The organism is Mammaliicoccus lentus (assembly GCF_002902755.1).
Classification (GTDB): domain Bacteria; phylum Bacillota; class Bacilli; order Staphylococcales; family Staphylococcaceae; genus Mammaliicoccus; species Mammaliicoccus lentus.
On sequence record NZ_PPRS01000001.1, the window covers coordinates 54,084 to 80,225 of the forward strand.

Annotated in this window: 25 protein-coding genes and 1 other annotated feature; of the genes, 9 read left to right on the forward strand and 16 right to left on the reverse strand. The window is 32.6% G+C overall.

The window, feature by feature from the left end; all coding sequences use genetic code 11:
- Positions 1-12: 12 nt before the first annotated feature.
- Positions 13-393 carry a DUF1722 domain-containing protein gene (locus CD135_RS00260; protein ID WP_167543695.1) on the forward strand — a complete coding sequence of 127 codons (381 nt, stop codon included), beginning with the start codon at positions 13-15 and terminating at the stop codon, positions 391-393.
- Between the two features lie 20 nt (positions 394-413).
- Here CD135_RS00260 and CD135_RS00265 read toward each other — a convergent pair whose 3' ends face one another.
- The gene (locus CD135_RS00265; protein WP_064204289.1) at positions 414-1,253 is read right to left on the reverse strand and encodes a DUF2785 domain-containing protein; all 840 of its coding nucleotides are present in this window, start codon (positions 1,251-1,253) and stop codon (positions 414-416) included.
- 256 nt (positions 1,254-1,509) lie between these two features.
- Between CD135_RS00265 and CD135_RS00270 the strand changes: the two genes are divergently transcribed.
- Complete coding sequence (locus CD135_RS00270) at positions 1,510-2,499, forward strand: Abi family protein (protein ID WP_103268558.1); 990 nt, start codon at positions 1,510-1,512, stop codon at positions 2,497-2,499.
- Positions 2,500-2,714: 215 nt separating this feature from the next.
- On the opposite strand, the gene rpsR is transcribed toward CD135_RS00270, so the two are convergent.
- The 7 genes from rpsR to CD135_RS00305 all read right to left on the reverse strand — a co-directional run bounded on the left by rpsR (position 2,715) and on the right by CD135_RS00305 (position 7,041).
- Positions 2,715-2,957 carry a 30S ribosomal protein S18 gene (gene rpsR, locus CD135_RS00275; RefSeq protein WP_016999205.1) on the reverse strand — a complete coding sequence of 81 codons (243 nt, stop codon included), beginning with the start codon at positions 2,955-2,957 and terminating at the stop codon, positions 2,715-2,717.
- A gap of 54 nt (positions 2,958-3,011) precedes the next feature.
- Complete coding sequence (gene ssb / locus CD135_RS00280; protein WP_016999204.1) at positions 3,012-3,545, reverse strand: single-stranded DNA-binding protein; 534 nt, start codon at positions 3,543-3,545, stop codon at positions 3,012-3,014.
- A 30-nt stretch (positions 3,546-3,575) separates the two neighbouring features.
- A complete protein-coding gene (gene rpsF, locus CD135_RS00285; protein WP_016999203.1) occupies positions 3,576-3,869 on the reverse strand; it encodes a 30S ribosomal protein S6 in 294 nt (97 codons plus the stop codon).
- 118 nt (positions 3,870-3,987) lie between these two features.
- Positions 3,988-5,088, reverse strand: a complete 1,101-nt coding sequence (gene ychF, locus CD135_RS00290) for a redox-regulated ATPase YchF (protein WP_103268559.1) — start codon at positions 5,086-5,088, stop codon at positions 3,988-3,990.
- Position 5,089: 1 nt separating this feature from the next.
- Complete coding sequence (locus CD135_RS00295; protein WP_016999201.1) at positions 5,090-5,287, reverse strand: DUF951 domain-containing protein; 198 nt, start codon at positions 5,285-5,287, stop codon at positions 5,090-5,092.
- Between the two features lie 23 nt (positions 5,288-5,310).
- Positions 5,311-6,195 carry a mechanosensitive ion channel family protein gene (locus CD135_RS00300; protein ID WP_103268560.1) on the reverse strand — a complete coding sequence of 295 codons (885 nt, stop codon included), beginning with the start codon at positions 6,193-6,195 and terminating at the stop codon, positions 5,311-5,313.
- 12 nt (positions 6,196-6,207) lie between these two features.
- The gene (locus CD135_RS00305; protein ID WP_103268561.1) at positions 6,208-7,041 is read right to left on the reverse strand and encodes a ParB/RepB/Spo0J family partition protein; all 834 of its coding nucleotides are present in this window, start codon (positions 7,039-7,041) and stop codon (positions 6,208-6,210) included.
- 181 nt (positions 7,042-7,222) lie between these two features.
- Positions 7,223-7,537, forward strand: a binding site (T-box leader).
- 72 nt (positions 7,538-7,609) lie between these two features.
- Here CD135_RS00305 and CD135_RS00310 point away from each other — a divergent pair.
- The 5 genes from CD135_RS00310 to CD135_RS00330 are packed head-to-tail and all read left to right on the forward strand — an operon-like array spanning position 7,610 to position 14,687.
- On the forward strand, positions 7,610-8,716 hold the full coding sequence (locus CD135_RS00310) for a PLP-dependent transferase (protein WP_103268562.1): 1,107 nt from the start codon (positions 7,610-7,612) through the stop codon (positions 8,714-8,716).
- Positions 8,713-9,885 (forward strand): cystathionine beta-lyase MetC, encoded by a 1,173-nt coding sequence (gene metC / locus CD135_RS00315; protein ID WP_103268563.1) that lies wholly within the window; start codon positions 8,713-8,715, stop codon positions 9,883-9,885. The genes CD135_RS00310 and metC overlap by 4 nt, the downstream gene beginning before the upstream one ends.
- On the forward strand, positions 9,842-11,680 hold the full coding sequence (locus tag CD135_RS00320; protein ID WP_103268564.1) for a bifunctional homocysteine S-methyltransferase/methylenetetrahydrofolate reductase: 1,839 nt from the start codon (positions 9,842-9,844) through the stop codon (positions 11,678-11,680). Before metC ends, CD135_RS00320 begins: the two co-directional genes overlap by 44 nt.
- Positions 11,674-13,923, forward strand: a complete 2,250-nt coding sequence (gene metE / locus CD135_RS00325) for a 5-methyltetrahydropteroyltriglutamate--homocysteine S-methyltransferase (protein ID WP_103268565.1) — start codon at positions 11,674-11,676, stop codon at positions 13,921-13,923. The genes CD135_RS00320 and metE overlap by 7 nt, the downstream gene beginning before the upstream one ends.
- 20 nt (positions 13,924-13,943) lie before the next feature.
- Positions 13,944-14,687, forward strand: a complete 744-nt coding sequence (locus CD135_RS00330) for a cyclase family protein (protein WP_103268566.1) — start codon at positions 13,944-13,946, stop codon at positions 14,685-14,687.
- Between the two features lie 122 nt (positions 14,688-14,809).
- Here the strand turns inward: CD135_RS00330 and CD135_RS00335 are convergent, their stop codons facing one another.
- The 8 genes from CD135_RS00335 to rpmH all read right to left on the reverse strand — a co-directional run bounded on the left by CD135_RS00335 (position 14,810) and on the right by rpmH (position 22,832).
- A complete protein-coding gene (locus tag CD135_RS00335) occupies positions 14,810-16,264 on the reverse strand; it encodes a carbon starvation CstA family protein (protein ID WP_064211265.1) in 1,455 nt (484 codons plus the stop codon).
- Between the two features lie 175 nt (positions 16,265-16,439).
- Complete coding sequence (gene noc / locus CD135_RS00340) at positions 16,440-17,282, reverse strand: nucleoid occlusion protein (RefSeq protein ID WP_064204293.1); 843 nt, start codon at positions 17,280-17,282, stop codon at positions 16,440-16,442.
- A gap of 41 nt (positions 17,283-17,323) precedes the next feature.
- The gene (rsmG, locus tag CD135_RS00345) at positions 17,324-18,040 is read right to left on the reverse strand and encodes a 16S rRNA (guanine(527)-N(7))-methyltransferase RsmG (protein WP_103268567.1); all 717 of its coding nucleotides are present in this window, start codon (positions 18,038-18,040) and stop codon (positions 17,324-17,326) included.
- A 1-nt stretch (position 18,041) separates the two neighbouring features.
- Complete coding sequence (mnmG, locus tag CD135_RS00350; protein ID WP_103268568.1) at positions 18,042-19,916, reverse strand: tRNA uridine-5-carboxymethylaminomethyl(34) synthesis enzyme MnmG; 1,875 nt, start codon at positions 19,914-19,916, stop codon at positions 18,042-18,044.
- 14 nt (positions 19,917-19,930) lie between these two features.
- On the reverse strand, positions 19,931-21,310 hold the full coding sequence (gene mnmE, locus CD135_RS00355) for a tRNA uridine-5-carboxymethylaminomethyl(34) synthesis GTPase MnmE (protein ID WP_103268569.1): 1,380 nt from the start codon (positions 21,308-21,310) through the stop codon (positions 19,931-19,933).
- Between the two features lie 117 nt (positions 21,311-21,427).
- Positions 21,428-22,222, reverse strand: a complete 795-nt coding sequence (jag, locus tag CD135_RS00360) for an RNA-binding cell elongation regulator Jag/EloR (RefSeq protein WP_103268570.1) — start codon at positions 22,220-22,222, stop codon at positions 21,428-21,430.
- A 30-nt stretch (positions 22,223-22,252) separates the two neighbouring features.
- The gene (rnpA, locus tag CD135_RS00365) at positions 22,253-22,597 is read right to left on the reverse strand and encodes a ribonuclease P protein component (protein ID WP_016999187.1); all 345 of its coding nucleotides are present in this window, start codon (positions 22,595-22,597) and stop codon (positions 22,253-22,255) included.
- A gap of 97 nt (positions 22,598-22,694) precedes the next feature.
- The gene (rpmH, locus tag CD135_RS00370) at positions 22,695-22,832 is read right to left on the reverse strand and encodes a 50S ribosomal protein L34 (protein WP_016999186.1); all 138 of its coding nucleotides are present in this window, start codon (positions 22,830-22,832) and stop codon (positions 22,695-22,697) included.
- Between the two features lie 548 nt (positions 22,833-23,380).
- Here rpmH and dnaA point away from each other — a divergent pair.
- Complete coding sequence (gene dnaA, locus CD135_RS00375; protein ID WP_016999185.1) at positions 23,381-24,721, forward strand: chromosomal replication initiator protein DnaA; 1,341 nt, start codon at positions 23,381-23,383, stop codon at positions 24,719-24,721.
- 164 nt (positions 24,722-24,885) lie between these two features.
- Positions 24,886-26,019: a DNA polymerase III subunit beta gene (dnaN, locus tag CD135_RS00380; protein WP_103268571.1), complete on the forward strand. Its 1,134-nt coding sequence runs from the start codon at positions 24,886-24,888 to the stop codon at positions 26,017-26,019.
- Positions 26,020-26,142 lie beyond the last annotated feature (123 nt).

Here is a 26,142-nt window from a genome sequence, read left to right on the forward strand (position 1 = left end):
TGGTTAATCATCATGAAAAATAATAAAAACAGTGAATTATTATGGGCTAAGCATAAATATGAAGTCATGTGGCACAGTCAAAAATACTATTTAAGCATTCGAGAAATGCTAAAATCACCTGTCACTTTAGACGAAATAGAAAGTGAAATAAATAAAGCTAAACAGATTACGCCAACTAAAGGTTCTATAATAAACACGTATGACCATATGTGGGGATACTTCAAGAAAATCTCAGATAAAGAAGAAAAAACAACGTATTTATTATTAAAAGATCAATTTCTTAACGACAATATAGAACCAAAAGAATTACTTCATTTCATAAAGCTTTTAAGCGAAAAATACCAAACCAACTATATTCTAAATTCGACTATTATTAGTGAATTAGAAATATAGTGTTATAATTTATTATTATTCTACTTCTTCTCAATATCTTTAAAGTAAGTTTTAAGAAATATTTCTTCAAGTTTTGATTCAATTGTCAATCGTGTTCTTTCACATTGGTTGTTAAACTTTAATCTGAAATATAAAGTTTTAAACATATCAGTTATATTTTTTTGAGCTCTATAATATTTTACTCCAGTATAGTCTAATTGATTTAATTTAACTTGAATATCATTTATCCAGTTACTTAAATCTATATCAGAGAACCCTGTTTCTAATAATGATTCAATTATGAATACTTGCCTCTCATCTTCATCATCAATATATGGTAGAGAATCTTTTGTTAACTTGAAGAGATTATTACTAATCAAATTCATAACCATACTGTTATAATTCTTTAAATAAAAATCAGATTTTATACAAGCAACTATTAAATCCGACCCATGTGCAATACTATGCGCCCATCCTTTATTGTGTATATAACCTCTAATATCTTGCTCTTTTTCATAATAAAAAATCGCTGCATTAAAAATTTCATTGTAAGTATCTCGTTCAAAAGTTTTACTTTTAATATCATTTTCTACTATAGAAGCAAGTATTAAAGAACTAAAACTTCTTAAAAATACACTATCAGAATCATCATTACCCAAGTTTATATTTAAATTTCTCAAGCTCATATACAATATTTTATCTATTTGAATATCAGTTAATTTATTATTTAAAATTAATAAACAAATTATTTCAGTAGTCTTTTCACGAATATCAGAATCTGTGTTGCCTACATTATTCATTAATTCACTTAGCACTGAATCTGAAATGTTCTCATGTAACAAATTACTTTCAAATAATTTTAATACCTCTTTTATATCCAATTCTCATCCCCTCCCGACAAAATAATTATATATTATATAGCTTTATAAATCCATTATATTATAATATTTATAAAGGATGCGCTCTTATTTTAGATATAAAATTATCTAAGAGTTATCTTAATAATAGAAAAATGCCTTATTGGCAATCGAGATAGAATAAGGCATAGTGATTATAAAGCAACAGTAGCCATATATTACGGATAAAATGGCAAAAGATATGATGAATAAATTAGAAGGGATAGGGAGTTAAAAAAGAATGGATAATAAGAAACCTAAATCTACCGATGGTCTCATGAGACACATTAGAAATAATAAGGATATTGAAATCAATGGTAGTAAACAAAAAAGACAATTACGGAACATTGGGTATTTTCATGGGTACAAAGGTTATAGTTTTTTTCAGGAAAAAGACAATGGGCTATACCTAAACAATTTTAGTGAAGTAGTTGCACTTTATGAGTTTGATTCAAATGTCAAAACTTTATTTTACAAACATGTTATGTTCGCTGAAACTGCTATTAAAAATCGTTTGTTAGAAATCATTCATGTTCATTCAGGAACTGAACTAGAAAAACTATTTGATAATGTCTTGACTGATTATAAAAAACATACAGTACGCTCAGCTAAATATAAAGAGAAATTCAAACAAACAATGAAACTTAGAAATGATATATATGAAAAAATCCATTCCAGTTTTAGTACAAAACCTTTTATAAATCATTTTATTTATAATGATAGACCTGTGCCTCTTTATGCTGTTTTCGAATTATTCACTTTAGGAAATTTGGTCTTTTTTACTAGGTGTATGAATTCAACCTTAAAAATACAAATAATAACCGACTTAGGTCTATACCATTCATCTTTTGATAAAAATGATCAATTAATAGGGGACTTAATTGACTGTTTAAAAGGGCTTAGAAATGCTATAGCACATAATGGAGTTCTTTTTGATTGTAGATTCAAAGAAAGCAATGTAGGAAAGCAGCTAACTGAATATTTTAATATAAAAATGAATGTGAAAGATATCCATTTCAATAGAATTGTTGATTATTTAGCTGTAATAGTTTTAATCATTTCCTCTCTAGGCTATAACAAAACTGAATTAAGAAAAGTAGTTAAATCATTTGAATTGCATCTTAATGAATTAAGACAAAATCTAAATGTAAGTACATACGACAAAGTCATCGGTACTGACGTTCGGAGTAAGCTAAAACAAATCAATCAATATATAAATAATTTTTCTTGATATATATGTAATAAAGAGATATAATTATAAACAAATAGCGGTACACATCTGCGGAGTGTACTTGAGGTTAACTGTTGCGACGGTTGCCTCTTTTTTTATGCTTAAAATATCAACTTTCTCACACATTGCCCTTTTTTCTGCCCTTTTTTCCATAAATTCAAACACAAAAATAACCCTCTAGCCTGATTGCTAGAGGGTTTTGTATACATTAAATATTATTGTTCTTCTTTAACGTATGGTAATAAAGCCATGTGACGTGAACGTTTAATAGCTATTGTAAGCATACGTTGGTATTTCGCTGAAGTACCTGTTACACGACGTGGTAAGATTTTACCTCTTTCTGAAATAAATTTCTTAAGTAAATCTGTATCTTTGTAGTCGATATGTGTAATACCATTTGCTGTGAAATAGCAAACTTTTTTACGACGACGACCACCTCTTCTTGGTCCACCTGCCATGATTGTGTTCCTCCCTTCTCGTTAAGTTTATATATAAACGTTTAAATCAACTGTTTAGAACGGCAAATCATCATCACTGATATCAATTGGTCCATTAGCATTTGCAAATGGGTTACTTGATTGTTGATTATTATTTGACTGTTGTTGATTTGAAGGTGCTTTTTGGCCTTGTTGGTTACCGCCAAAGTCTTGTCCATAGTTTTGGAATTCGTTATTATTTTTCTGGTTGTATGATTGGTTATCATTACCTGATTGACGTTGGTTTGCGCCTTTAGGTTCAAGGAATTGAACGCTATCACAAACAACTTCAGTTACATAAACACGACGACCTTCTTGGTTCTCGTAGCTACGAGATTGTAAACGACCTTCAACACCTGCAAGACTACCTTTAGATAAGTAATTGTTTACATTCTCTGCGGGACGTCTAAAAACGACACAGTTGATAAAGTCAGCTTCTCTTTCACCTTGCTGATTCGTAAAAGTACGATTAATAGCTAAAGTAAAAGTAGCAACTTGAACGCCTGAGGGTGTTACTCTGTATTCCGGATCTTTAGTTAACCGACCGACTAATACAACACGATTAATCATTTAATCTCCCCCATATCTTAAAAATTAAAATTATTTTTCATCTTCGCGTACGACAATGTGACGAATGATATCGCCAGTGATTTTTGATAAACGATCAAATTCATTGATTGCTTCATCATTTTCAGCCTTAATTCTAACGATATTGTAGAAACCTTCTGCGAAGTCTTGGATTTCATAAGCTAAACGACGTTTACCCCAATCCTTTTCTTCGATGATTTCTGAACCGTTTGAAGATAAAACGCCTTTGAAACGCTCAACTAAAGCTTTTCTAGCTTCGTCTTCGATATTTGGACGTACTACGTACATTACTTCATATGTTCTCATCAATTTACACCTCCTTGTGGTCTATGCGGCTTAATATCTTTTGTATTAAGCAAGGAATAATTTTCATTACTCACAATCAAGAATTATAGCACACAGCATTACTTTTTACAATCATTTTTTACACGTTAAATCTGAAGTGAACGACGTCTCCGTCTTTCATTAAATAGTCTTTACCTTCAAGTCTTACTTTGCCCGCTTCTTTAGCTCCAACCATTCCATTATTACTTAATAAGTCATCATAACTTACTGTTTCTGCCCTAATAAATCCTCTTTCGAAGTCTGTATGAATAATTCCAGCACATTGTGGGGCTGTCATACCTTCTATAAATGTCCAAGCTCTTACTTCTTGTTCACCTGCTGTAAAGTATGTTGCTAATCCTAATAGGTTATATGAAGCTCGTATTAATTTATCTAGACCTGCTTCTTCTACACCTAAATCTTCTAAGAACATTTCACGGTCTTCATCATCTAATGTTGCAAGTTCTTCTTCTATTTTCGCTGAAATAACAATAACTTCTGACCCTTCATTATCTGCGTATTCTTTGATTTGTTTCACATATTCATTGTCTTCAGGATTTGCTACTTCATCTTCAGCTACGTTTGCTACATATAACATAGGTTTTGCTGTTAATAAGCTTAAGTGTTTTAAAATAGTTTTTTCTTCGGCTGTAAACTCTATGCTTCTTACTGGTTCATTATTTTCTAATGTTTCTTTAATTTTTGCTAATAATTTTTCTTCGGCAACAGCTTCTTTATCTTTTTGTTTCGCCATTTTCGCGACTCTTTCATAGCGTTTTTCTACTGACTCTAAGTCAGCTAACACTAATTCCATATTAATAACTTCTATGTCATCGATTGGGTCTACTTTACCTGAAACGTGCGTAACATTTTCATCTTCAAATGCACGTACAACTTGACATACAGCATCTACTTCACGGATGTGTGATAAGAATTTATTCCCTAATCCTTCACCTTTAGAAGCACCTTTAACGATACCTGCTATATCTGTAAATTCAAAAGCAGTTGGTACTGTTTTCTTTGGTTTAACTAATTTAGTTAATTCTTGTAAACGATGATCCGGCACCTCTACGATACCAACGTTTGGATCAATTGTAGCGAAAGGATAGTTTGCCGCTAATGCTCCCGCCTTTGTTATTGCGTTAAATAATGTAGATTTCCCAACGTTTGGTAAACCTACGATACCAGCTGTTAATGCCATTTTATTCACCTTGTCCTTTTTCTAATATTTTTTTGATTTTTTTATCAAATTCTTGCCTTGGTAACATTATACTACGTGAACAACCTTCACATTTAATTCTAACGTCTGCTCCCAATCTTATGATTTTAAATCTATTGACGCCACATGCATGTTGTTTTTTCATTTCTACAATATCATTTAAGTCATATGATTTTATCATGAAACAGCCTCCATTTTAGATATTTATTGAATATTATTTGGATTATATGAAACCATAGTTGGTATTGGTGATTGTATGCCTTCTTTATCGAAGAATGATTTTATTTCTCTTCTTAAAATACGTGCACCTGTACCATGTGCGTTTGGTTCTGTTTCTCCTGCAATTTTTATAGTAGCTTCACCTGCTGTTACAGTTTCTACTCCTAATATTTCAGGTTCATTAACAAAAATTGCATATTTTTCTTTTATAGTTGGTAAAAACACTTCTAATTTTTGTTCTACTTTATCTAGATTTTCTTTAATAGAAACAGGTATTTCTACAATAGCCATACCATTGTGAATTGAGAAGTTTACTATTTCGTTCATAGTTCCATTTGGTAAGATTGTTAAATCTCCTTCAAAGGATAAGATTCTTGTTGATCGCATACCAATAGATTGTACAGTACCTTCTGCTACTGTTGTCCCAGTCGTATTAATTTTTACATAATCTCCGACGTCAAATTGATTTTCAAATATAATAAAGAATCCTGTTATGACATCTTTTACTAATGCTTGTGCACCAAAACCGATTGCTAAACCGACTACTCCAGCTCCGGCAATGATACTTTCTACTCTAATCCCTAAATTACTTAAGATAGTTGTAGCAACAATAAACCAAACTACGTATGAAACTACATTCTGTAATAAGTTTACCATTGTTTTTGCACGTTTGTTAGACTTCCCTACCCGCTTCGTTCCATATTTAGTAGTGAAGAATTTTTCTATTAATTTATGCAATATTTTAATGATTATAAACGCGAGTATAATATAAAATAAGCCAATAAATATCTGTTCTATCCATTTCTGCCAATTGTCAGGGTTCATAAATGGATCAATTAATTTATGGATGATGTTGTTTATTTTTTTCAATTTTGCACCTCTTTACTGTTCTAACAATAATTCTATTATTCTTTTATACTCAGATTCTGAATTGAATTCAAGTGATATCTTGCCAGACTTTTTCGTTTTATGAATATCAATATTAGTTCCAAATTTTTCTTTTAATTGATACTCATGTTTCATAATAAATTGCGGCTTATTTTGATGAGCTTTACTTTTTGGTTTTCCTTTTTCATTTAAGAGTTTCACATGCTCTTCCAACGCCCTAACACTCATATGTTCTTTGATGACTTTTTTGGCGACCTCAACAATGTTATGTTCTTTTTCTAAACCTAGTAGCGTTCTTCCATGTGCACTAGATAACTGATCTTCATTAATCATATTTTTAACACTTGGTGGCAGATTAAGTAGCCTTAAGACATTTGCGATGTATGATCGTGACTTACCTAATCTATCAGCAACTTGCTGTTGTCTCAAGTTTAATTCTTCCATCATCGTCGCATAACTTTTCGCTTCTTCTAAAGGTTTTAAATTTTCTCGTTGCAGATTTTCGATAATGGCTAATTCTAGCATTTCTTCATCTGTTAAGCCTTTAATAATTGCTGGGACAGTCTGCTTACCGGCTAATTGACTAGCCCGAAAACGCCTTTCACCTACAACAATATCGTACCCTTTAATCGTTTCTCTGACGACGATAGGTTGTAACACACCATGCTGTGAAATGGATTGGGTTAAATCTTGTAATGCTACTTCATCAAAAAACTGTCGTGGTTGATAAGGATTTCTTCTTAATTTATCTAATGGAATTTCAATAATTTGATCACTACTATGGTTATAAGAAATTTTTTGAGTTAATTCATAATTTCTTTCTTTCATTTCATCACCGCGTCTATCCTTTAATTTGTTTCACGTAAAACATGCACACTAAATTATAACAATTTTAAACACCTTATGCACAAAAGAAAAATTAACGGATAAATTAAAATATTCAGAAAAGTTGTTGACAAAAAAATAAGCGCATAGTAATGTGTAATATATCAACAACGAAATAATAATTAAAAGCACGATAAAAAGGAAAGTAAATCTTAGCACTGCAATTAACAGAGAGTTCCTATTTGCTGAAAGGGAATATTGAAAGAAAGATTGAAAATGGCCTTGGAGTGGTGACATCGATATTGAGGTGTCAACGGGATCGCCCGTTATAGCGATACAGTATTAAAATCTCTTATATTGATGGCGTACTGGAAATTTTTTGTACTATTCCTTTTCTGCCACTGTATATTTTATTAAGAGATGGCGTACTTATAGAGGTGATGTCAGCAATGTCATTACAAACAAAGGTGGTACCGCGAGCTAAGCTTTCGTCCTTTACATCCGAATCATTTCGGGTTTAAAGGACGGAAGCTTTTTTTATTTTTATATTTAATTAGGGAGGAAGGCAATTATGAAATCTACTCAACTCGCTCAAATTTCATTAACAAAAGATCGAACGGGAGCAACAACAAATCCAATTTATCTTTCTACAGCTTATCAACACGAAAAATTAGGTTGTTCTACTGGATTTGATTATACAAGAACTAAAAACCCAACTCGCTCACAATTTGAAGAAGCTTTTGCAAAACTTGAAGGTGGAAAATACTCATTTGCAACTTCAAGTGGTATGGCTAGCATTCAATTGATTTGTAACTTATTTAAACCAAATGATGAAATACTTGTTTCTTTTGATTTATATGGTGGCACATTTAGACTTTTTGAATTTTATGAGAAACAATACAATATTAAATTTAAATACATCGATTTTTCAAATATTGATGAAGTAAATGCTTCTTTAACTGAAAATACTAGAGCATTCTTTATCGAACCAATATCAAACCCGTTAATGTTCTCGGTTGATTTAGATCCATTGTATGCAATAGCCCAAGAACATAACATTTTAACAATCATTGATAATACATTTTTAACACCGTATCTATCAACTCCATTAAAAGATGGTGCAGATATCGTTTTACATTCTGCTACTAAATATATAAGCGGACACAATGATGTATTAGCAGGTGTTGTAACAGTAACAGATGATAACTTAGGTGAATTACTCGGACAATTTCACAATATGATCGGCGCTACACTTTCACCGTTCGATAGTTATTTACTAGTACGTGGTTTGAAAACCTTACATCTAAGATTAGACCGTGCTACAGAAAACGCTCGAAAATTAGCTGAGTCACTTCAATCAGTAAACAGCATAGAAGAAGTTCTTTATTCAGGAAGAACAGGCATGTTAAGCATCAGATTGAAACAAGACTATAGCGTAGATCGATTTTTACAAAATATAGATTTATGTATTTTTGCTGAAAGCCTAGGTGGTACAGAAACGTTCATCACTTTCCCGTATACGCAAACGCATGTCGATATGGCTGATGAAGAAAAAGACAAACGTGGCATTGATGAATACTTACTTCGTCTATCAATAGGAATTGAAGATTACGAAGACATCTACCAAGACATACTTCAAGCTCTGAAAAAATCAAAAAAAGAAGGAGTGTCATTATGAGCTATTCAAAAGAAACTTCATTAATTTTAGACTCAACTCGCGGACATGAACATTTATCAAGTAACCAACCATTATATTATTCATCAACATTTCACCAACATACACTAGGTGAAAATCAAGAATTTGATTATGCAAGAAGTGGAAATCCAAATAGAAAGTTGCTAGAAGAAAAATTAGCTAAATTAGAAGACGGTCAGTATGGATTTGCTTTTAGTTCAGGAATTGCAGCTATCACTGCAGTGTTTCTCACATTAGAACCTGGAGACCATGTTATTTTGCCGGATGATGTATACGGCGGTACTTTTAGACTAACCGAACAAATTCTTAAAAAATTTAAAATCGAATTTACAACAGTTGACCAGACTGATTTAAACCAAGTTGAAAACGCAGTTCAACCTAATACAAAGCTCATCTACGTTGAAACACCTTCCAATCCACTATTTAAAGTGACAGATATTGATGGAGTTGGACAGATAGCACGACGTAACGATGCACTATTGGCAGTTGATAACACATTTATGACACCACTTGGACAGTCACCTCTTAAATTAGGCGCTGACATCGTTGTTCACTCTGCTACTAAGTTTTTAGGCGGCCATAGTGATTTGATTGCAGGAGCAGTTGTCGTGAATGATCCTAAATTAAAAGAAGATATTTATCTCATTCAAAATGGAACAGGATCAGGTCTAAGTGTGTACGATTCATGGACACTTGCGAAGCATTTAAAAACATTACCAATTCGATTTAAACAAAGTGTTCATAATGCTGAACAAATATATAGATATTTAATAACAAATGAAGCGATTGAAACTGTTTATTATCCAATTACTAATGACACACACCTAAGACAAGCTAAAAATGGTGGTGCTGTTATTGGATTTAGACTTAAAGACGAGTCAAAAGCACAGTCATTTGTAGATCATCTCAATATTCCACTTGTTTCAGTTAGTTTAGGTGGTGTCGAAACGATACTTTCTCATCCTGCTACAATGAGTCACGCTGCAATACCAGAAGAAATTAGAGCAGAGCGTGGTATTACTAACGGTTTGTTCAGACTCTCAGTCGGATTAGAAGATGTCAAAGAATTGATTACAGATATCGATTGGGCATTAAAGGAGGCTATATATGAAGATGAAAGAGGCGTTGAAGAATCGTATCTTAATAGCTGACGGAGCAATGGGTACAATCCTTTATTCAGAAGGATTAGATACTTGTCCAGAAAGCTATAACTTAACACATCCAAAAAAGATAGAAAAAATACATCGCTCCTATATAGAAGCAGGAGCTGATGTTATTCAAACCAACACATACGGTGCTAACTTTGAAAAATTGCAAATATATAATTTAGAGCACCGCGTCAAAGATATACACAAAGAAGCAGTACGCATCGCTAAAAGAGCAAGCAATGAAGACACATTCATACTAGGAACTGTTGGTGGTTTTCGAAACATAAGAAAAAGTGACTTATCCATTGAGTCCATTCAATACCATACAGAAATACAAATTGAGACTTTAGTAAATGAAGGTGTGGATGGCATACTTTTTGAAACATATTACGACTTAGAAGAATTACTCGCTGTATTAAAAGATACTAGAGCAAAATATGACTTACCGATTATAGCTCAATTAACAGCAAGCAACACGAATTTCTTAAGAAATAGTACACCTATACCAGATGCTTTGCAGTCTTTACTCGATGCAGGAGCAGATATTGTTGGACTGAATTGTCACCATGGACCTTATCATATGATTCAAACTTATAAACATATTGATATTCCTAAAGATGCATATCTTTCATGTTATCCAAACGCAAGCTTACTTGATTTAGAAGAAAATGAACTTAAGTATAGCAATAACGCTGAATACTTTTCAAAATCTGCTAAAGAACTTGTAAATCAAGGGGTCCGCCTTATCGGTGGTTGCTGTGGTACTACGCCAGAACACATTAAGAAAATCAAAGAAGTCGTAAAAGATTTAAAGCCTGTACATCATAAAAATGTAATACCGATAGAAACAAAGAAATATCAAAAACAAGATAAACAAGAACCTAGCATTACCGAACTCGTTAGCCAAAAACCTACCGTTATCGTTGAATTAGATACACCAAAGCATCTAGATACAGACAATTTTTTCAAAGGTGTTAAAGCTTTAGAAGATGCTGAAGTAGAAGCGATAACACTTGCTGATAATTCTTTAGCTAGCGTTAGAATTTCTAACATTGCTGCAGCAAGTATTATTAAACAAAACTATAAAATTAGACCCCTCGTACACTTAGCTTGTCGAGATAGAAACTTAATCGGTCTACAATCTCATTTAATGGGGCTATCGCTTTTAGGAATTAATGATATTTTAGCAATCACAGGAGACCCTTCTAAAGTAGGGAATTTCCCAGGTGCAACAAGCGTATTCGATGTTAATTCAAATGGTTTAGCAGAAATTATACAACAGTTTAATCAAGGTATTAACGCAGACGGAGCATCGCTAAGAAGGAATTCAAATTTCTCAGTAGCTGGAGCATTTAATCCAAACGTTCGAAGATTAGAACCAGCAGTGAAACGACTAGAGAAAAAACTAGATTCAGGCATTGAATATTTTATTACTCAACCTGTTTATGAACCTGAAAAAATAAAAGAAATATACGAAGCAACTAAACATCTAGATGCACCAATATTTATAGGAGTGATGCCAATAACCAACTATAATAACGCACTGTTTTTACACAACGAAGTACCCGGTATCAAATTATCTGAAGGTGTTCTTAATGCCTTTGAAAAAGTCAAACATGATAAAGAGGCAACTAGAGCACTTAGCATAAGTTTAAGTAAAGAATTAATCGACACGATTCACCAATATTTTAATGGTCTGTATTTAGTCACACCATTTTTAAAATATGATATTACAGTTGAACTTGCACAGTATTCAAAATCCATAACTGGTACACAATCTAAGGAGGCAATATTATGACAATTAAAACAGCAAATTTAGGATTCCCAAGACTAGGTAAGAAAAGAGAATGGAAAAAGGCAATTGAAAGTTATTGGTCAAATAAAATAGACAAAACTGAACTTAATCAAACATTACAAGATTTACACAAAGAAATTTTAACAATCCAACAAAATCATCATGTTGATCAAATACCTGTTGGTGACTTTTCACTTTACGACCATGTTTTAGATACATCATTATTATTTAATATCATTCCAGAACGTTTTCAAGGTCGCGAAGTAGATGATGATTTACTATTTGATATTGCTAGAGGTAACAAAGAGCATGTAGCTAGTGCTTTAATTAAATGGTTTAATACTAACTATCACTACATCGTTCCTGAATGGGATAATGTAACACCTCAATTAAATCGTAATGTATTACTAGATAAATTTAATTTTTCAAAAGAATTAGGTGTAAATACTCATCCAGTTATTTTAGGACCTATCACTTACGTTGCACTTTCAAAAGGCGGAAACCAAACTTTTGATGAGAAAGTCAGAACATTACTACCTTTATATAAAGAAGTATTCCAAACGTTAACAGAAGCTGGTGCTGAATATATACAAGTAGATGAACCTATTCTTGTTACAGATAAAGCTAATGAATTACAAGTGATCACAGAAGAAGCATATGCCTTCTTTAATAAAGAAGCTGCTTCAACTAATATCGTATTACAAACATACTTTGAACGCGTTGATTTGAATTTCGTTGGTAAATTACCTGTATACGGATTTGGGTTAGACTTCGTTCATGATAATGGTTATAACTTAAAACAAATCCAAGACGGACTATTCCCTAAAGAAAAAGCTTTATTTGCTGGAATTGTAGACGGTCGAAACGTTTGGTCAGCTAATATTGAAGAAAAGAAATCATTGATTGAAACTTTACAATCTTATACTGACGAACTTGTTATTCAACCTTCATCTTCTTTATTACACGTACCAGTTACATTAGAAGAAGAAACTTTAGATGATTCAATACGCGATGGTTTAAGTTTCGCTACAGAAAAATTAGATGAATTATACGCATTAAAACAATTATTTAATGAACAAGATGATACTTTATATAACCAATTAAAAGAACAATTTGAACGTTTTGAAGGTCAATCATTCAAACAATTAGAATATGATTATGAAGCTGTTAAATCAGAGCGTGCAACACCATTTAAAGAGAGAAAAGTATTACAAGATCAATTATTAAATTTACCTGACCTACCTACAACTACGATTGGTTCTTTCCCACAATCTAGGGAAGTAAGAAAATATCGTGCTGACTGGAAGAACAATAGAATTACTGATGCACAGTATCAAGAGTTCCTTGAAAATGAAATTAAACGTTGGATTGAAATTCAAGAAGATATTGGCTTAGACGTACTTGTTCATGGTGAATTCGAACGTAATGATATGGTTGAATTCTTTGGTGAAAAGTTAAATGGCTTCTTAGTAACTAAGTTTGGATGGGTTCAATCTTATGGATCACGTGCTGTAAAACCACCAATCATATACGGTGATGTTAAATGGACAGCTCCATTAACAGTTGATGAAACATTATATGCACAAAGTTTAACGGATAAACCAGTTAAAGGTATGCTTACTGGGCCTGTTACAATTTTAAACTGGTCATTTGAGCGTGTTGATATTCCAAGACGTGAAGTACAAGACCAAATCGCGCTTGCTATTAACGAGGAAGTACTAGCACTTGAAGACGCAGGTATTAAAATTATACAAGTTGATGAACCAGCATTACGAGAAGGCTTACCGCTTCGTTCAGAATATCATGAAGATTATTTAGATAAAGCAGTACATTCATTTAAATTATCAACATCATCTGTTCAAGACTCAACGCAAATTCATACGCATATGTGCTATTCTCAGTTCGGACAAATCATTCATGCTATTAAATCACTAGATGCGGATGTTATTTCAATAGAAACTTCTAGAAGTCACGGTGATTTAATTCAAGATTTCGAAGACATCACATATGATTTAGGTATTGGTTTAGGCGTTTATGATATTCATAGCCCGCGTATTCCAACAGAAGAAGAAATTACAGTTGCTATCAATAGAGCACTTAAAGAAATTGATCGTTCATTATTCTGGGTTAACCCAGATTGTGGTCTAAAAACAAGAAAAGAAGACGAAGTTAAAGAAGCTTTAAATGTGCTTGTTCGTTCAGTTGAAAAGCTACGTCAAGATAACACAGTCAAACAACCAAATTAATCAAAATAAGAGGTGATGTTATGTCATATCCATTGTGGGAATCACTGAGCCAACTAAAGAAATATAAATGGGTCGATTTAACGCATACTTTTGATTCTGAATCTCCACATTTTTCATCATTTGAAAATGCTGAAACGAAAACTTTATATCAAGTGAAAGATGATGGATTCTTTGCTCAATCTTGGCAATTTGCAACACAATATGGCACACATATAGATGCCCCTATTCATTTTGTAGAACATAAACGTTATCTACATGAATTAGGTTTACAAGAAACGGTCTTACCTTTAATAGTACTAGACTTCTCAAAAGAAGTTGAACAAGATGCAGACTTTAGATTAACAAAAGAACATATCCTTAAATGGGAAGCTGAGAATGGTCAAATTGAACAAGATACATTTGTCGCTTTTAGAAGTGATTGGTCTAAACGTTGGCCAGATAAAGAACAATTTGAAAATAGAGATGCAGATGGAAACGAGCATCTACCAGGTTGGTCATTAGATGCCTTGAAATATTTATTCGAAGAAAGAAAAATAAAATCAATAGGACATGAAACGTTCGATACAGATGCTTCTATTGATATCCGTAAACATAACGACATCGTAGGTGAACGTTATGTGCTCGGTTTAGATACATTCCAGATAGAACTGTTAACCGGATTAGATGAACTACCAACACGTGGTTCAGTCATTTTAGCCATTAGTCCAAAACCTAAAAATGCCCCCGGATTCCCTGTCCGAGCATTTGCTATTAGCCCAAGTTAATAGCACACTGCCATATAGTATTTTTGAGCGAGTATTATATGGCAGCCCCTTACCTATATTAAATAAATACGTAACAAAAAAGCAGAACCTTTCGGTGGAGATCGAAAGGTTCTGCTTTTATATTAATATTTAGGTGCTGTTGGTGATAAAATTTGATGATCAATTTCAAATTCTGTTTCACTATTTTTACGATATATATAATAGAAATACATCGTCCATAGTATCGTTAAGCCAGCTGATAACCAATAACTAAGCGATAAATCTATACCTAAACCAATTGGCTGACTTAAAATATATGTGAATATATTCCACGTCATAAAGAGTGCCGGTATTAAAGCTACATAGAAGTTCTTATTAGATAACAATAGATACATCGTACCAATCCATAACGCCACAGTTGCAGTTGTTTGGTTAGCCCACGAGAAGTATCTCCATAAAATTGTGAAATCTACTGTAGTTAGAATAAAACTAATCACAAACATTGGAATTGCTATTGCGAATCGTTTCCAAACTTGCTTTTGACCGAAGTTGAAATAATCAGCAAGAATCATTCTTGCACTTCTAAACGACGTATCACCACTCGTAATTGGCAATACAATAACCCCTAATATTGCAAGCGTGCCAAATACTGAGCCTAGTAACATAGTAGATGCTTCACTCACTACAAGAGCCGCTTCCCCTTTTGCTAGTACTTCTTGAAGTCCACCATAACCACCGAATAAACTCATAGCAGCAGCAGCCCAAATCATAGCAATAATTCCTTCTGCAATCATCATGCCATAGAATATCATACGACCATTCTTTTCACGATTTGTCGTTCTAGAAATGATTGGAGATTGAGTAGCATGGAAACCTGATAAAGCCCCACAAGTAATCGTAAAGAATAATAATGGGAATATAGGCGCTGAATCAGGATGCATATTCTTCAACGTTAATTCAGGAATTTCTGCACCAGTCATCAACAATCTAATGAAAATACCAACAGCTGAAATCATTAAAATAAAACCAAATATCGGATATACTTTACCAATAATTTTATCAATCGGTAAAACTGTTGATAAGAAATAATATAAGAAAATCACAAATATAATAATACCTAAAGCTATTCTACCGTCCATTAACGAATGTAAAAGTAACGCCGGACTCGTAACAAAAACTGTCCCTGTAAGTAATAACAATAACAATGTAAACACGTTTACAAGGTGTTTCATAACATTACCTAAAAATTTACCCGCCAATTCAGGTAAATGGGCCCCTTTATTACGTATAGAAATCATACCTGTTAAATAATCGTGCACTGCCCCTGCAAAAATTGATCCAAGAACAATCCATAAAAACGCAACTGGACCATATAAAGCACCCATAATAGGTCCAAATATCGGTCCAACACCTGCTATATTCAACAATTGTATTAATGAGTTCTTATTCGTCGACATAGGAACATAATCAATATTATCACGTTGGTCATGAGCAGGAGTCGGACGCTCCTCTTTAACACCAAACATTTTTTCAATATATTTACCATATGTAAAATACCCTATAATTAACAAAGCAATTGATACTAAAAATGTTATCATGCAAAATCCCCCTTTTGTTTGCAAACGCTTTCAAATCAAAGTATAAATTATATATTAGTAAAAAACAATACTTAAAAATAATTAATCACTACTTATACGATTGGATAAGTAATAATAAAAAACTACCACCAAAATAATAAATAATTTGGTGGTAGTCATAATTCATATATTATATTTAAGAATTTCTTTTATAAACTTTAATCGTAATTTCATAAAAGTCTTTATGTTCTTCATCTATACGTTTTACTTTGATGCCTTCTTTTTCAACATTTTTAATACTTTGTCCAAGTGCATCAATTGCTTCAGTTATATCTTGTTCAAATTGAAATTGTTTAGCTTTTACTTTTTCAGATCCTCGTATTTTTTTCACACGATCTTCAGTTTGCTTAACATTTAAATTTTGTGACTGAATAGCCGTTAAGACATCTTGTTGTTCTTCATCTTCTAATCCCAACAAAGCTCTTGCATGTCTTTCAGTAATTTCACCTTTTTGTAATGATATGACGATGGGCTCTGATAGTTTTAACAATCTTAATTTGTTCGCTATAAATGATTGGCTTTTCCCCATGCTTACAGCTAAGTCTTGTTGTGTTATTCCTTCTAAATCAAGTAATTTTCTATAAGCCTCTGCTTCTTCTATAGCTGAAAGATTTTCACGTTGAATATTCTCTATAAGTGCCACAGCTGCAGTTTCTTTATCATTTAAGGGCTTTATGATGGCTTCAGTTTCAGGTAGATCGTTATGTTTAATTGCGCGAAATCTGCGTTCACCTGCAATAATTTCATACATACCTTCTTCTATTGGACGAACTACAATTGGTTGTAACAATCCATGTTCTTTAATAGACTGCGCTAATTCCTTTATCTTTGACTCATCAAAAACTTTTCTCGGTTGATAACGGTTAGGCACAATTTTTTCTGTTGAAATTATCGCGACGTTGCCTTCATTTCTTGCTTCTTCTATGTGTTCTAATTCTTTGTCTTTAAGTCCAAATAATTTAGAAAAAGGTTTTTTCATTTCAATCTACCCACTTTCATTCTTACGTATTTCCCAGGAAATTATTTTGTTAAAGGTTCTTTATTAGGTGTTCCTGGTTTTCTTGGATATTTCTTAGGTGTTTGTTTAAATTTATCAATCGCAATTATTTGTCTTGTGCTTTCTTCTAATGGAAGTTTAAATTCATAAACTTTATTTAATTTTCCACCTAACACTGAAATTGCAAACTGTGCATCATCTAATTCTTCATCGCCTTGAGAACCTTTTAATGCAACAAACTGCCCGCCTTTTTTAACTAGTGGTAAACACAACTCACTCAATACAGATAATCTTGCTACAGCGCGTGCCGTTACTAAATCAAAGCTTTCACGGTATTGTCCTTTGCCAAACGTTTCTGCTCTATCATGTACAAAATTCACTTTATCTATTTCAAGTTTATTAGCTAATTCATTTAAAAACTTAATACGTTTATTTAAGCTATCTACAATCGTTATTTGTAAGTGTGGATATATAATTTTAAGTGGAATACTTGGAAAACCGGCTCCAGCTCCTACATCACAAATAGATTCGATTTCATTAAAATCTACATAAAAAGCAGGTGTCACAGAATCAAAAAAGTGCTTTAAATACACTTCTTCTTTTTCTGTTACTGCTGTTAAGTTAATTTTTTCATTCCACTCAACTAACATTTCAAAATATGTCTCAAATTGTTTTAATTGTTGATCAGTAAGTGTAATACCTGAATCTTTTAATAAGTTGATAAAAGTTTGTTCGTTCATTTTAGTCCACCTTCTGGATTTTACCTTGTTCAATATAAACAAGTAAGATAGATATATCTGCTGGGTTAACACCTGAAATACGAGATGCTTGTGCAATATCTAACGGGTTAACTTCTTTAAGTTTTTCTCTTGCTTCAGAAGCTAAACTATTGATTGCATCATAGTCTATATTCAGAGGTATTTTTTTGTCTTCCATACGTTTAACTTTCTCAACTTGAGCTAATGATTTTTGAATGTAACCTTCATATTTCGTTTGAATTTCAACTTGTTCTTGGATGTCTTCATTAACTGGAGAAGTTGCTTGTAAGATTTCCATGATAGCATTGTAATCCATTTCTGGTCTACGTAATAAATCTAAAGCTAATATACCATCTTTAAGTGCTGAACCTCCACGGCTTTCAATAACACTTTGTGTATGTTCATTCGGCTTAATACGAATAGATTGTAATCTCTCTTGTTCAGCTTTGATACTTTCACGTTTTTGATTGAATTTAGCATAACGTTCTTCTGAAATCATACCAATTTCGTAACCAATATCTGTTAATCTTAAATCGGCATTATCATGTCTCAACAATAAACGGTGTTCAGCACGTGATGTTAATAGACGATATGGTTCATTTGTGCCTTTTGTTATTAAGTCATCAATCAATACACCGATATAAGCATCAGAACGACGTAATACAACATCTTCTTTACCTAATACTTTTCCTGCCGCATTAATACCAGCCATTAAACCTTGACCAGCCGCTTCTTCATAACCAGAAGTTCCGTTAATTTGACCTGCAGTAAATAAGTTTTTAACTAATTTAGTTTCTAATGTCGGCCATAATTGTGTAGGTACAATTGCATCATATTCAATAGCATAACCGGCTCTCATCATATCTGCTTTTTCAAGTCCCGGTATTGTTTCTAACATTTTACGTTGTACTTCTTCAGGTAAGCTTGTAGATAAACCTTGTACATAAACTTCTTGAGTTTTACGACCTTCAGGCTCTAAGAACAATTGGTGTCTTGGTTTATCGTTAAATCTTACGAATTTATCTTCAATTGAAGGACAGTATCTTGGGCCAGTACCTTTTATCATGCCTGAATACATTGCTGATAGATGTAAATTGTCATCAATCACTTTATGTGTTTGTTCATTCGTATAAGTTAACCAACATGGTAATTGGTCTAAAATATATTCTGTCGTTTCATAACTAAATGCTCTACCTACATCATCACCTGGTTGAATTTCAGTCTTACTGTAATCAATTGTGCCACCATTAACACGAGGTGGTGTTCCAGTTTTGAAACGAACTATGTCGAAACCTAAATCTCTTAAATGGTCTGCTAATGTGATTGAAGGCATTTGATGGTTTGGACCACTTGAATATTTTAAGTTACCTAAAATAATTTCACCACGTAAAAATGTACCAGTTGTTAATACAACAGAATCAGCTAGATATTGAGTGCCGATAACCATTTCCACGCCTTTTACTACATCATCTTCTATAATTAAACGTTCTACCATACCTTGCATAATATCAAGGTTAGGCTCATCTTCTAATACACGTTTCATTTCTTCTTGGTATAATACTTTATCTGCTTGAGCACGTAATGCGCGTACTGCTGGACCTTTACCAGTGTTTAACATACGCATTTGGATGTGTGTTTTATCAATTGTCTTAGCCATTTGTCCACCAAGTGCATCAATTTCTCTTACAACTATACCTTTTGCTGGACCACCAACTGATGGGTTACATGGCATAAACGCTACACTATCTAAGTTAATTGTAAGCATTAAAGTTTTTGCGCCACGTCTCGCTGAAGCTAATCCTGCTTCTACACCAGCGTGTCCTGCTCCGACAACAATAACATCATATTTTTGTGTCAAAATTTTTCCTCCTTTTATTTTCCTAAACAGAATTGGCTAAACAATTGGTCAATAAGTGATTCACTTGCTTCTTCACCTATAACTTCACCTAGCAATTCCCAAGTTTTGATTAAATCAATTTGTACTATATCTATTGGAATGCCTTCTTCAGCTGAATGAATTGCGTCATTAATTGAAGACTTCGCGTCTTTTAACAGTGCAATATGTCTTGAATTAGATACATAAGTCATGTCTTGTGACTGAACTTGTCCACCAAAGAATAATTCTGATATCTTTTGTTCTAACTCTTCAATACCTTGTTGTTCTACCATCGATGTCTGTACGATAGGATGGTCACCTATCATCTCTTTCAGCTCATCCATATCAAGGTGCTGTTCTAAATCTGTTTTATTTATAATAACTATGAAGTCTTCATTTTTAATAGCTTCAAACAATTGGTAATCACTTTCTGTCAGTGATTCATTATAATTTAATACGAACAATATTAAATCTGCTTCTGACAAAGCTTTCCTTGATCTTTCAACGCCAATTTTTTCTACGATATCTTCTGTTTCTCTAATACCTGCTGTATCCACTAATCGTAAAGGCACACCACGAACATTAACATATTCTTCTAATACGTCTCTAGTCGTCCCTGCTACTTCTGTAACGATTGCTTTATTATCTTGAATTAAATTATTAAGCATTGAGCTCTTACCAACGTTTGGTTTACCTACTATTACTGTAGACAAGCCTTCTCTCATAATTTTCCCTTGTTGACCTGTCTTCAATAATTTATCGATTTCTTGCTCTATGTTAGCAGCTTCTTTTAATAGAAATTGAGATGTTGCTTCTTCTACGTCATCATACTCAGGGTAGTCTATATTAACTTCAACTTGTGCTAGTATTTCTAGTATAGATTGCCTTAGCCCTTTTATAAGTTCACTTAGACGCCCTTCCATCTGCCCTAAGGCTACCTTGGATGCGCGTTCCGTCTTAGAACGTATGAAATCCATCACTGCTTCTGCTTGTGATAAGTCAATACGACCATGTAAGAAAGCTCTCTTTGTAAATTCACCCGGATCCGCCATTCTTGCTCCATTTGATAACGTTAATTCAAGTACACGATTAACAGTTACTAGACCACCGTGACAATTAATTTCTACGATATCTTCTCTTGTAAAAGTCTTAGGCGCTCTCATAACAGCCGCCATTACTTCTTCAACAATTTCGCCACTGTCAGGATCCAAAATATGTCCGTAATTAATCGTATGTGAATCGACTTCTGATAATTGTTTTTTCCCTTTATATATACTATCAGCGATACTTATCGCATCCGGACCACTTAAACGTACAATTGCGATTGCGCCTTCACCCATAGGCGTAGAGATACTTGTAATTGTATCTAGTTCCATTATTTTTCTCCTCCACCATTCATGCTATTCATTCTTTTGATTGTAAATGGTTTTGTAACAATTTTCGAATATATTGTTCGAAAAAATGCGGAGCGAGATAACTCACTCCGACCATTATCATTTATTCTTGATGACTAAATATCGATGAGGTTCTCTTCCTTCAGAGTATGTTTCGATATCTTCAACTTTACTTAATGCCTGATGCATTATCTTTCTTTCGAAGTTATACATTGGTTCTAACTTAACTGGTCTTTTCGTTTGTTTAGCTTTTTTAGCCATATTTATAGCTAGCTGCTCTAATGTTTCTTTACGTTTCGCTCGATAAGATTCAATATCTAATATTAACGTGTAATATCCTTTAATATATTGATGCATATAATTTTGTCCGACAGTTTGTAAGGCATTTAACACTTGCCCTCTTTTACCTATTATATAGGAAGCTTGATCAGACGACATATCGATATACAATGTATTAGATTTAATTTTATAAGACCCTTCTACATTAATATTCATTTCTTTAATGATATTCAATATATACTCTAATGTTTGGTCTGCGATGTCATTTAACGCGTTTTTCTTCTCATTCTGAGAATGATTGGAATTATCTTCTGATACGGTATTTTCATTATCTTCTGTTATATTGTTGCTTTCTGTATCTTCATCTAGATCTTGCGTTTGTTGTTCATTTTGTTGATTTCGATTTCTTAAATCTTCTATTGAATTAAACTCTTTTAATTCTGGATCAATAATCGTTAATTCAATACGAGCATCTTGCTTCATAAAACCAAAAATGCCTTTTTTACCTTCATTTATTACATCGATTCTTACTTGTTGCTCTTGAACATTTAAATCTTTTAAACCTTGTTGTAGTGCTTGTTCTACTGATTGTCCTTCATAGTTTGATTTAAGCATACTGCAACCTCCTAGTAATTATTAAAATACTTAGGGAATACGTTTATTAAAAACTTTAGCAATCTTCAACACGTGCTCTAAACTCTTCTTTGTTTCGAGTACTTCCAAGTCTACTGCCTGGTTACGAGCAATAACAATGATGTCTTTCGGAATGATATTTTCTTTATGAACTTTAAAACACTCTCTAATTGACCTTTTTATTCTATTTCTAGTAACAGCATTACCTAATTTTTTTGAGACGCTGATGCCAAGTCTAAAGTGTTCACAATCATTTTCTGAAGTATAAATAACAAACTGACGATTAGCAACTGACTTACCTTTTTTATATATTCTTTGAAAATCACTATTTTTCTTTATACGATAAGCCTTTTCCACAAACATCCACTCCACAATACATCACTTAATTATTGTTTATTATACAAAACAATTTCATCAATTAAAACAAAAAAAAGACCACTGCTCTTCAGTGATCTTAAGCTGATAATACTTTTCTACCTTTACGACGACGGCGAGCTAATACTTTACGGCCGTTTTTTGAGCTCATGCGAGCGCGGAAGCCATGAACTTTACTGTGTTTACGTTTATTTGGTTGATACGTACGTTTTACCATTTAAGAACACCTCCATTATTTATTCTTAACATCTAATTAAATAGTAGTTAATTGCTTGTATGATATTCATTTATATATATCAGAAGATTAATTTCAAAATTATTTATACCATACACGTGAAATGTCACAATTTCAATAACTACTAAACTATAACAAAATGATTTTTAAAAATCAAGCAGAATTTTAAAATGTGAAAAATAATAGTTATCCACTTATCCACAGTGAATATTAATCATTTTGTGGATAATTATTAAAATTTATTTTTTATTCACAACATAATCTAACAATTCCTCACATATTCACAGGCATTTGACAACTCCTTTTGTTTAAAAGTATAATTGTGTGGATAAGTTATACAAACCGTTGATATTACTATCATTCTTAGTTTGATTCTTGCATGTAAAGATTGTGGACAAGGGAATTGGAATAAATAGTTATCCACCGTTTGTGAGTAAGTTGTGGATAATTATTCACAACTTGTGGATTTCTTTATTAACAATTCAATTTTATGTGTATAACTCAATAAAAATTTTAGAAAGAGGACTTTTATGAATTCAAAAGAAGAAATTTGGGAACAGGTATTAGCAATTGCCGAAGATCAAATCGCTTCTGCTGGTTATAATACTTGGTTTAAAGGAACTTACCTACATCAAATTGATAGTAATCGTGCAATAGTTGTAGCACAAAGTCCTTTTGTAGCTGAGTGGTTAACCAATAAATATCATGAACATGTCATAGATTTTATCTATAATGTCATAGGCGACAGAGTTCAAGTTAAATTTATATCAGAAGACGATCTTGAAAGTGAAGATTTTACTGAACAACCTGCAAAAAGTAAGACAATTGAAGAAAATGAAGAAGTAACAAATAGCCAATTAAATAGTAATAACACTTTTGATACATTTGTTATCGGTCCAGGAAATCAATTTCCACACGCCGCTTCATTAGCTGTAGCTGAGGAACCTGCAAACGCCTATAACCCTCTATTTATATATGGTGGTGTTGGCCTAGGCAAAACACATTTAATGCACGCTATTGGTCACTATGTATTAGAACAAAATCCAAACGCTAATGTTCTTTATACATCTAGTGAAAAATTCACAAATGAATTTATCAAATCTATCAGAAAAAATGATACAGAAAGCTTCAGAGATAAATATCGTAATATCGATGTACTATTAATAGACGATATTCAATTCATTCAAAAGAAAGAACAAACACAAGAAGAATTTTTCCATACTTTTAATGATTTACATCAAAACAAAAAGCAAATTGTTATTTCTAGTGATAGACCACCAAAAGAAATTCCAACATTAGAAGATCGCTTAAGAACTCGATTTGAATGGGGTTTAATTGTAGATATTACACCGCCTGACTTTGAAACGAGAATGGCAATTTTACAGAAGAAAATTGAAGAAGAAAACCTTGATTTACCAGTTGAAGCTCTTACTTATATAGCGAATTCTATTCAATCGAACATTCGTGAATTAGAAGGTGCTTTAACAAGAGTCTTGGCTTATTCTAAATTAAGAAACAAACCGATTAATACTGATTTAGTTGCTGAAGCACTAAAAGACATCATCTCGACACCTAGATCGACTAAGATTACGATTCAAGATATTCAACAAGTTGTCGGAAAAATGTATAACGTGCGTATCGAAGACTTTTCAGCCAAAAAACGTACTAAATCTATCGCATATCCTAGACAAATTGCAATGTATCTTTCAAGAGAGCTTACTGATTTCTCATTACCTAAAATTGGTGAAGAATTCGGAGGAAGAGATCACACTACAGTGATTCATGCTCATGAAAAAATTAGAAATGATATAGAAAATAATCCAGAACTAAAGACTGATTTAGAACAACTAGAAAAACAAATACGTGGATAATGTGGATAAGTTGTTCACATCCATACACAGTTTATCAACATGTGAATAACTTTTATATCGCATTTTAAAGCAGGTTATCCACCAATCCACAGCCCCTATTACTATTACTACGAATTTAAAAGATATATAATTAATATATAACGACTGGAAGGAGTTTATAAGTTATGAAATTTACAATTCAACGAGATTACTTTCTTAATCAATTGAATGATACATTAAAAGCCATTTCACCAAGAACAACATTACCAATACTTACAGGAATTAAAATTGATGCAACAGATAAAGGTATTATATTAACAGGATCAGATTCTGAAATATCAATTGAAATTACAATTCAAGAAAATATTGATGGTGAAAAAATAGTAGACATAGAAGAAAAAGGTTCTGTAGTACTTCCAGGACGTTTCTTTGTTGATATCGTTAAGAAATTACCAGGTAAAACAGTAAATCTATCAACAAATGATCAATTCAAAACATTAATCACTTCAGGTCATTCTGAATTTAATGTTAGTGGATTAGACCCAGATCAATACCCGTTATTACCACAAGTATCAGAAGATGATGCCATTAAATTACCAATTAAAGTACTAAAAAATATTATTGCTCAAACAAACTTTGCTGTGTCCACGTCAGAAACACGTCCAGTGTTAACAGGTGTAAACTGGTTGATACAAGACAAAGAACTTATCTGTACTGCAACAGATTCACACAGACTTGCATTAAGAAAGCTTAAACTAGAAGATGAAGACATAGAAGATAAAAATGTTATCATTCCAGGTAAAGCATTATCTGAATTGAACAAGATTGTTTCGGATTCAGAAGAAGATATCAACATATTCTTTGCTAGTAACCAAGTGTTATTTAAAGTTGGACACATTAACTTTATTTCAAGATTACTAGAAGGTAACTATCCTGATACAACAAGATTATTCCCTGAAAATTATGAAACAAAATTAGGTGTGAATAATAGCGAATTCTATCATGCAATTGATCGTGCATCACTATTAGCACGTGAAGGTGGAAACAATGTTATTAAACTATCTACAGACGTTAACAAATTAGAATTATCTTCTACATCTCCAGAAATTGGTACTGTAAAAGAAGAAGTTACTACTGAAGAAGTTGAAGGGGAATCTTTAAAAATTTCCTTTAACTCTAAATATATGATGGATGCATTAAAAGCAATTGATAACGATGATGTACACGTAGAATTCTTTGGAACAATGAGACCATTCATACTTAAACCAAAAGATGACGAGTCAGTTATTCAATTGATTTTACCAATCAGAACATATTAATTATATTTAGTTATAGCTTGAGGAATCCTTTATTAATAGGGGGTTCCTCATTTTTTTATAATAGATGTCAAGTTCACTTGACACACTAAAAAAATTGATTTATTGTAAAGTTAACTTGACAGG

What these genes read in the sequence shown, in the direction of transcription:
- rpsF (WP_016999203.1), bottom strand. Translation starts at nt 3,869, where the DNA reads ATGAGAACATATGAAGTAATGTACGTAGTACGTCCAAATATCGAAGAC.
- noc (WP_064204293.1), bottom strand. Translation starts at nt 17,282, where the DNA reads ATGAAAAAACCTTTTTCTAAATTATTTGGACTTAAAGACAAAGAATTA.
- metC (WP_103268563.1), top strand. Translation starts at nt 8,713, where the DNA reads ATGAGCTATTCAAAAGAAACTTCATTAATTTTAGACTCAACTCGCGGA.
- CD135_RS00330 (WP_103268566.1), top strand. Translation starts at nt 13,944, where the DNA reads ATGTCATATCCATTGTGGGAATCACTGAGCCAACTAAAGAAATATAAA.
- rpsR (WP_016999205.1), bottom strand. Translation starts at nt 2,957, where the DNA reads ATGGCAGGTGGACCAAGAAGAGGTGGTCGTCGTCGTAAAAAAGTTTGC.
- ychF (WP_103268559.1), bottom strand. Translation starts at nt 5,088, where the DNA reads ATGGCATTAACAGCTGGTATCGTAGGTTTACCAAACGTTGGGAAATCT.
- CD135_RS00320 (WP_103268564.1), top strand. Translation starts at nt 9,842, where the DNA reads ATGAAGATGAAAGAGGCGTTGAAGAATCGTATCTTAATAGCTGACGGA.
- dnaN (WP_103268571.1), top strand. Translation starts at nt 24,886, where the DNA reads ATGAAATTTACAATTCAACGAGATTACTTTCTTAATCAATTGAATGAT.
- CD135_RS00305 (WP_103268561.1), bottom strand. Translation starts at nt 7,041, where the DNA reads ATGAAAGAAAGAAATTATGAATTAACTCAAAAAATTTCTTATAACCAT.
- rsmG (WP_103268567.1), bottom strand. Translation starts at nt 18,040, where the DNA reads ATGAACGAACAAACTTTTATCAACTTATTAAAAGATTCAGGTATTACA.
- CD135_RS00270 (WP_103268558.1), top strand. Translation starts at nt 1,510, where the DNA reads ATGGATAATAAGAAACCTAAATCTACCGATGGTCTCATGAGACACATT.
- CD135_RS00295 (WP_016999201.1), bottom strand. Translation starts at nt 5,287, where the DNA reads ATGATAAAATCATATGACTTAAATGATATTGTAGAAATGAAAAAACAA.
- rpmH (WP_016999186.1), bottom strand. Translation starts at nt 22,832, where the DNA reads ATGGTAAAACGTACGTATCAACCAAATAAACGTAAACACAGTAAAGTT.
- dnaA (WP_016999185.1), top strand. Translation starts at nt 23,381, where the DNA reads ATGAATTCAAAAGAAGAAATTTGGGAACAGGTATTAGCAATTGCCGAA.
- jag (WP_103268570.1), bottom strand. Translation starts at nt 22,222, where the DNA reads ATGCTTAAATCAAACTATGAAGGACAATCAGTAGAACAAGCACTACAA.
- ssb (WP_016999204.1), bottom strand. Translation starts at nt 3,545, where the DNA reads ATGATTAATCGTGTTGTATTAGTCGGTCGGTTAACTAAAGATCCGGAA.
- mnmE (WP_103268569.1), bottom strand. Translation starts at nt 21,310, where the DNA reads ATGGAACTAGATACAATTACAAGTATCTCTACGCCTATGGGTGAAGGC.
- CD135_RS00260 (WP_167543695.1), top strand. Translation starts at nt 13, where the DNA reads ATGAAAAATAATAAAAACAGTGAATTATTATGGGCTAAGCATAAATAT.
- CD135_RS00335 (WP_064211265.1), bottom strand. Translation starts at nt 16,264, where the DNA reads ATGATAACATTTTTAGTATCAATTGCTTTGTTAATTATAGGGTATTTT.
- CD135_RS00310 (WP_103268562.1), top strand. Translation starts at nt 7,610, where the DNA reads ATGAAATCTACTCAACTCGCTCAAATTTCATTAACAAAAGATCGAACG.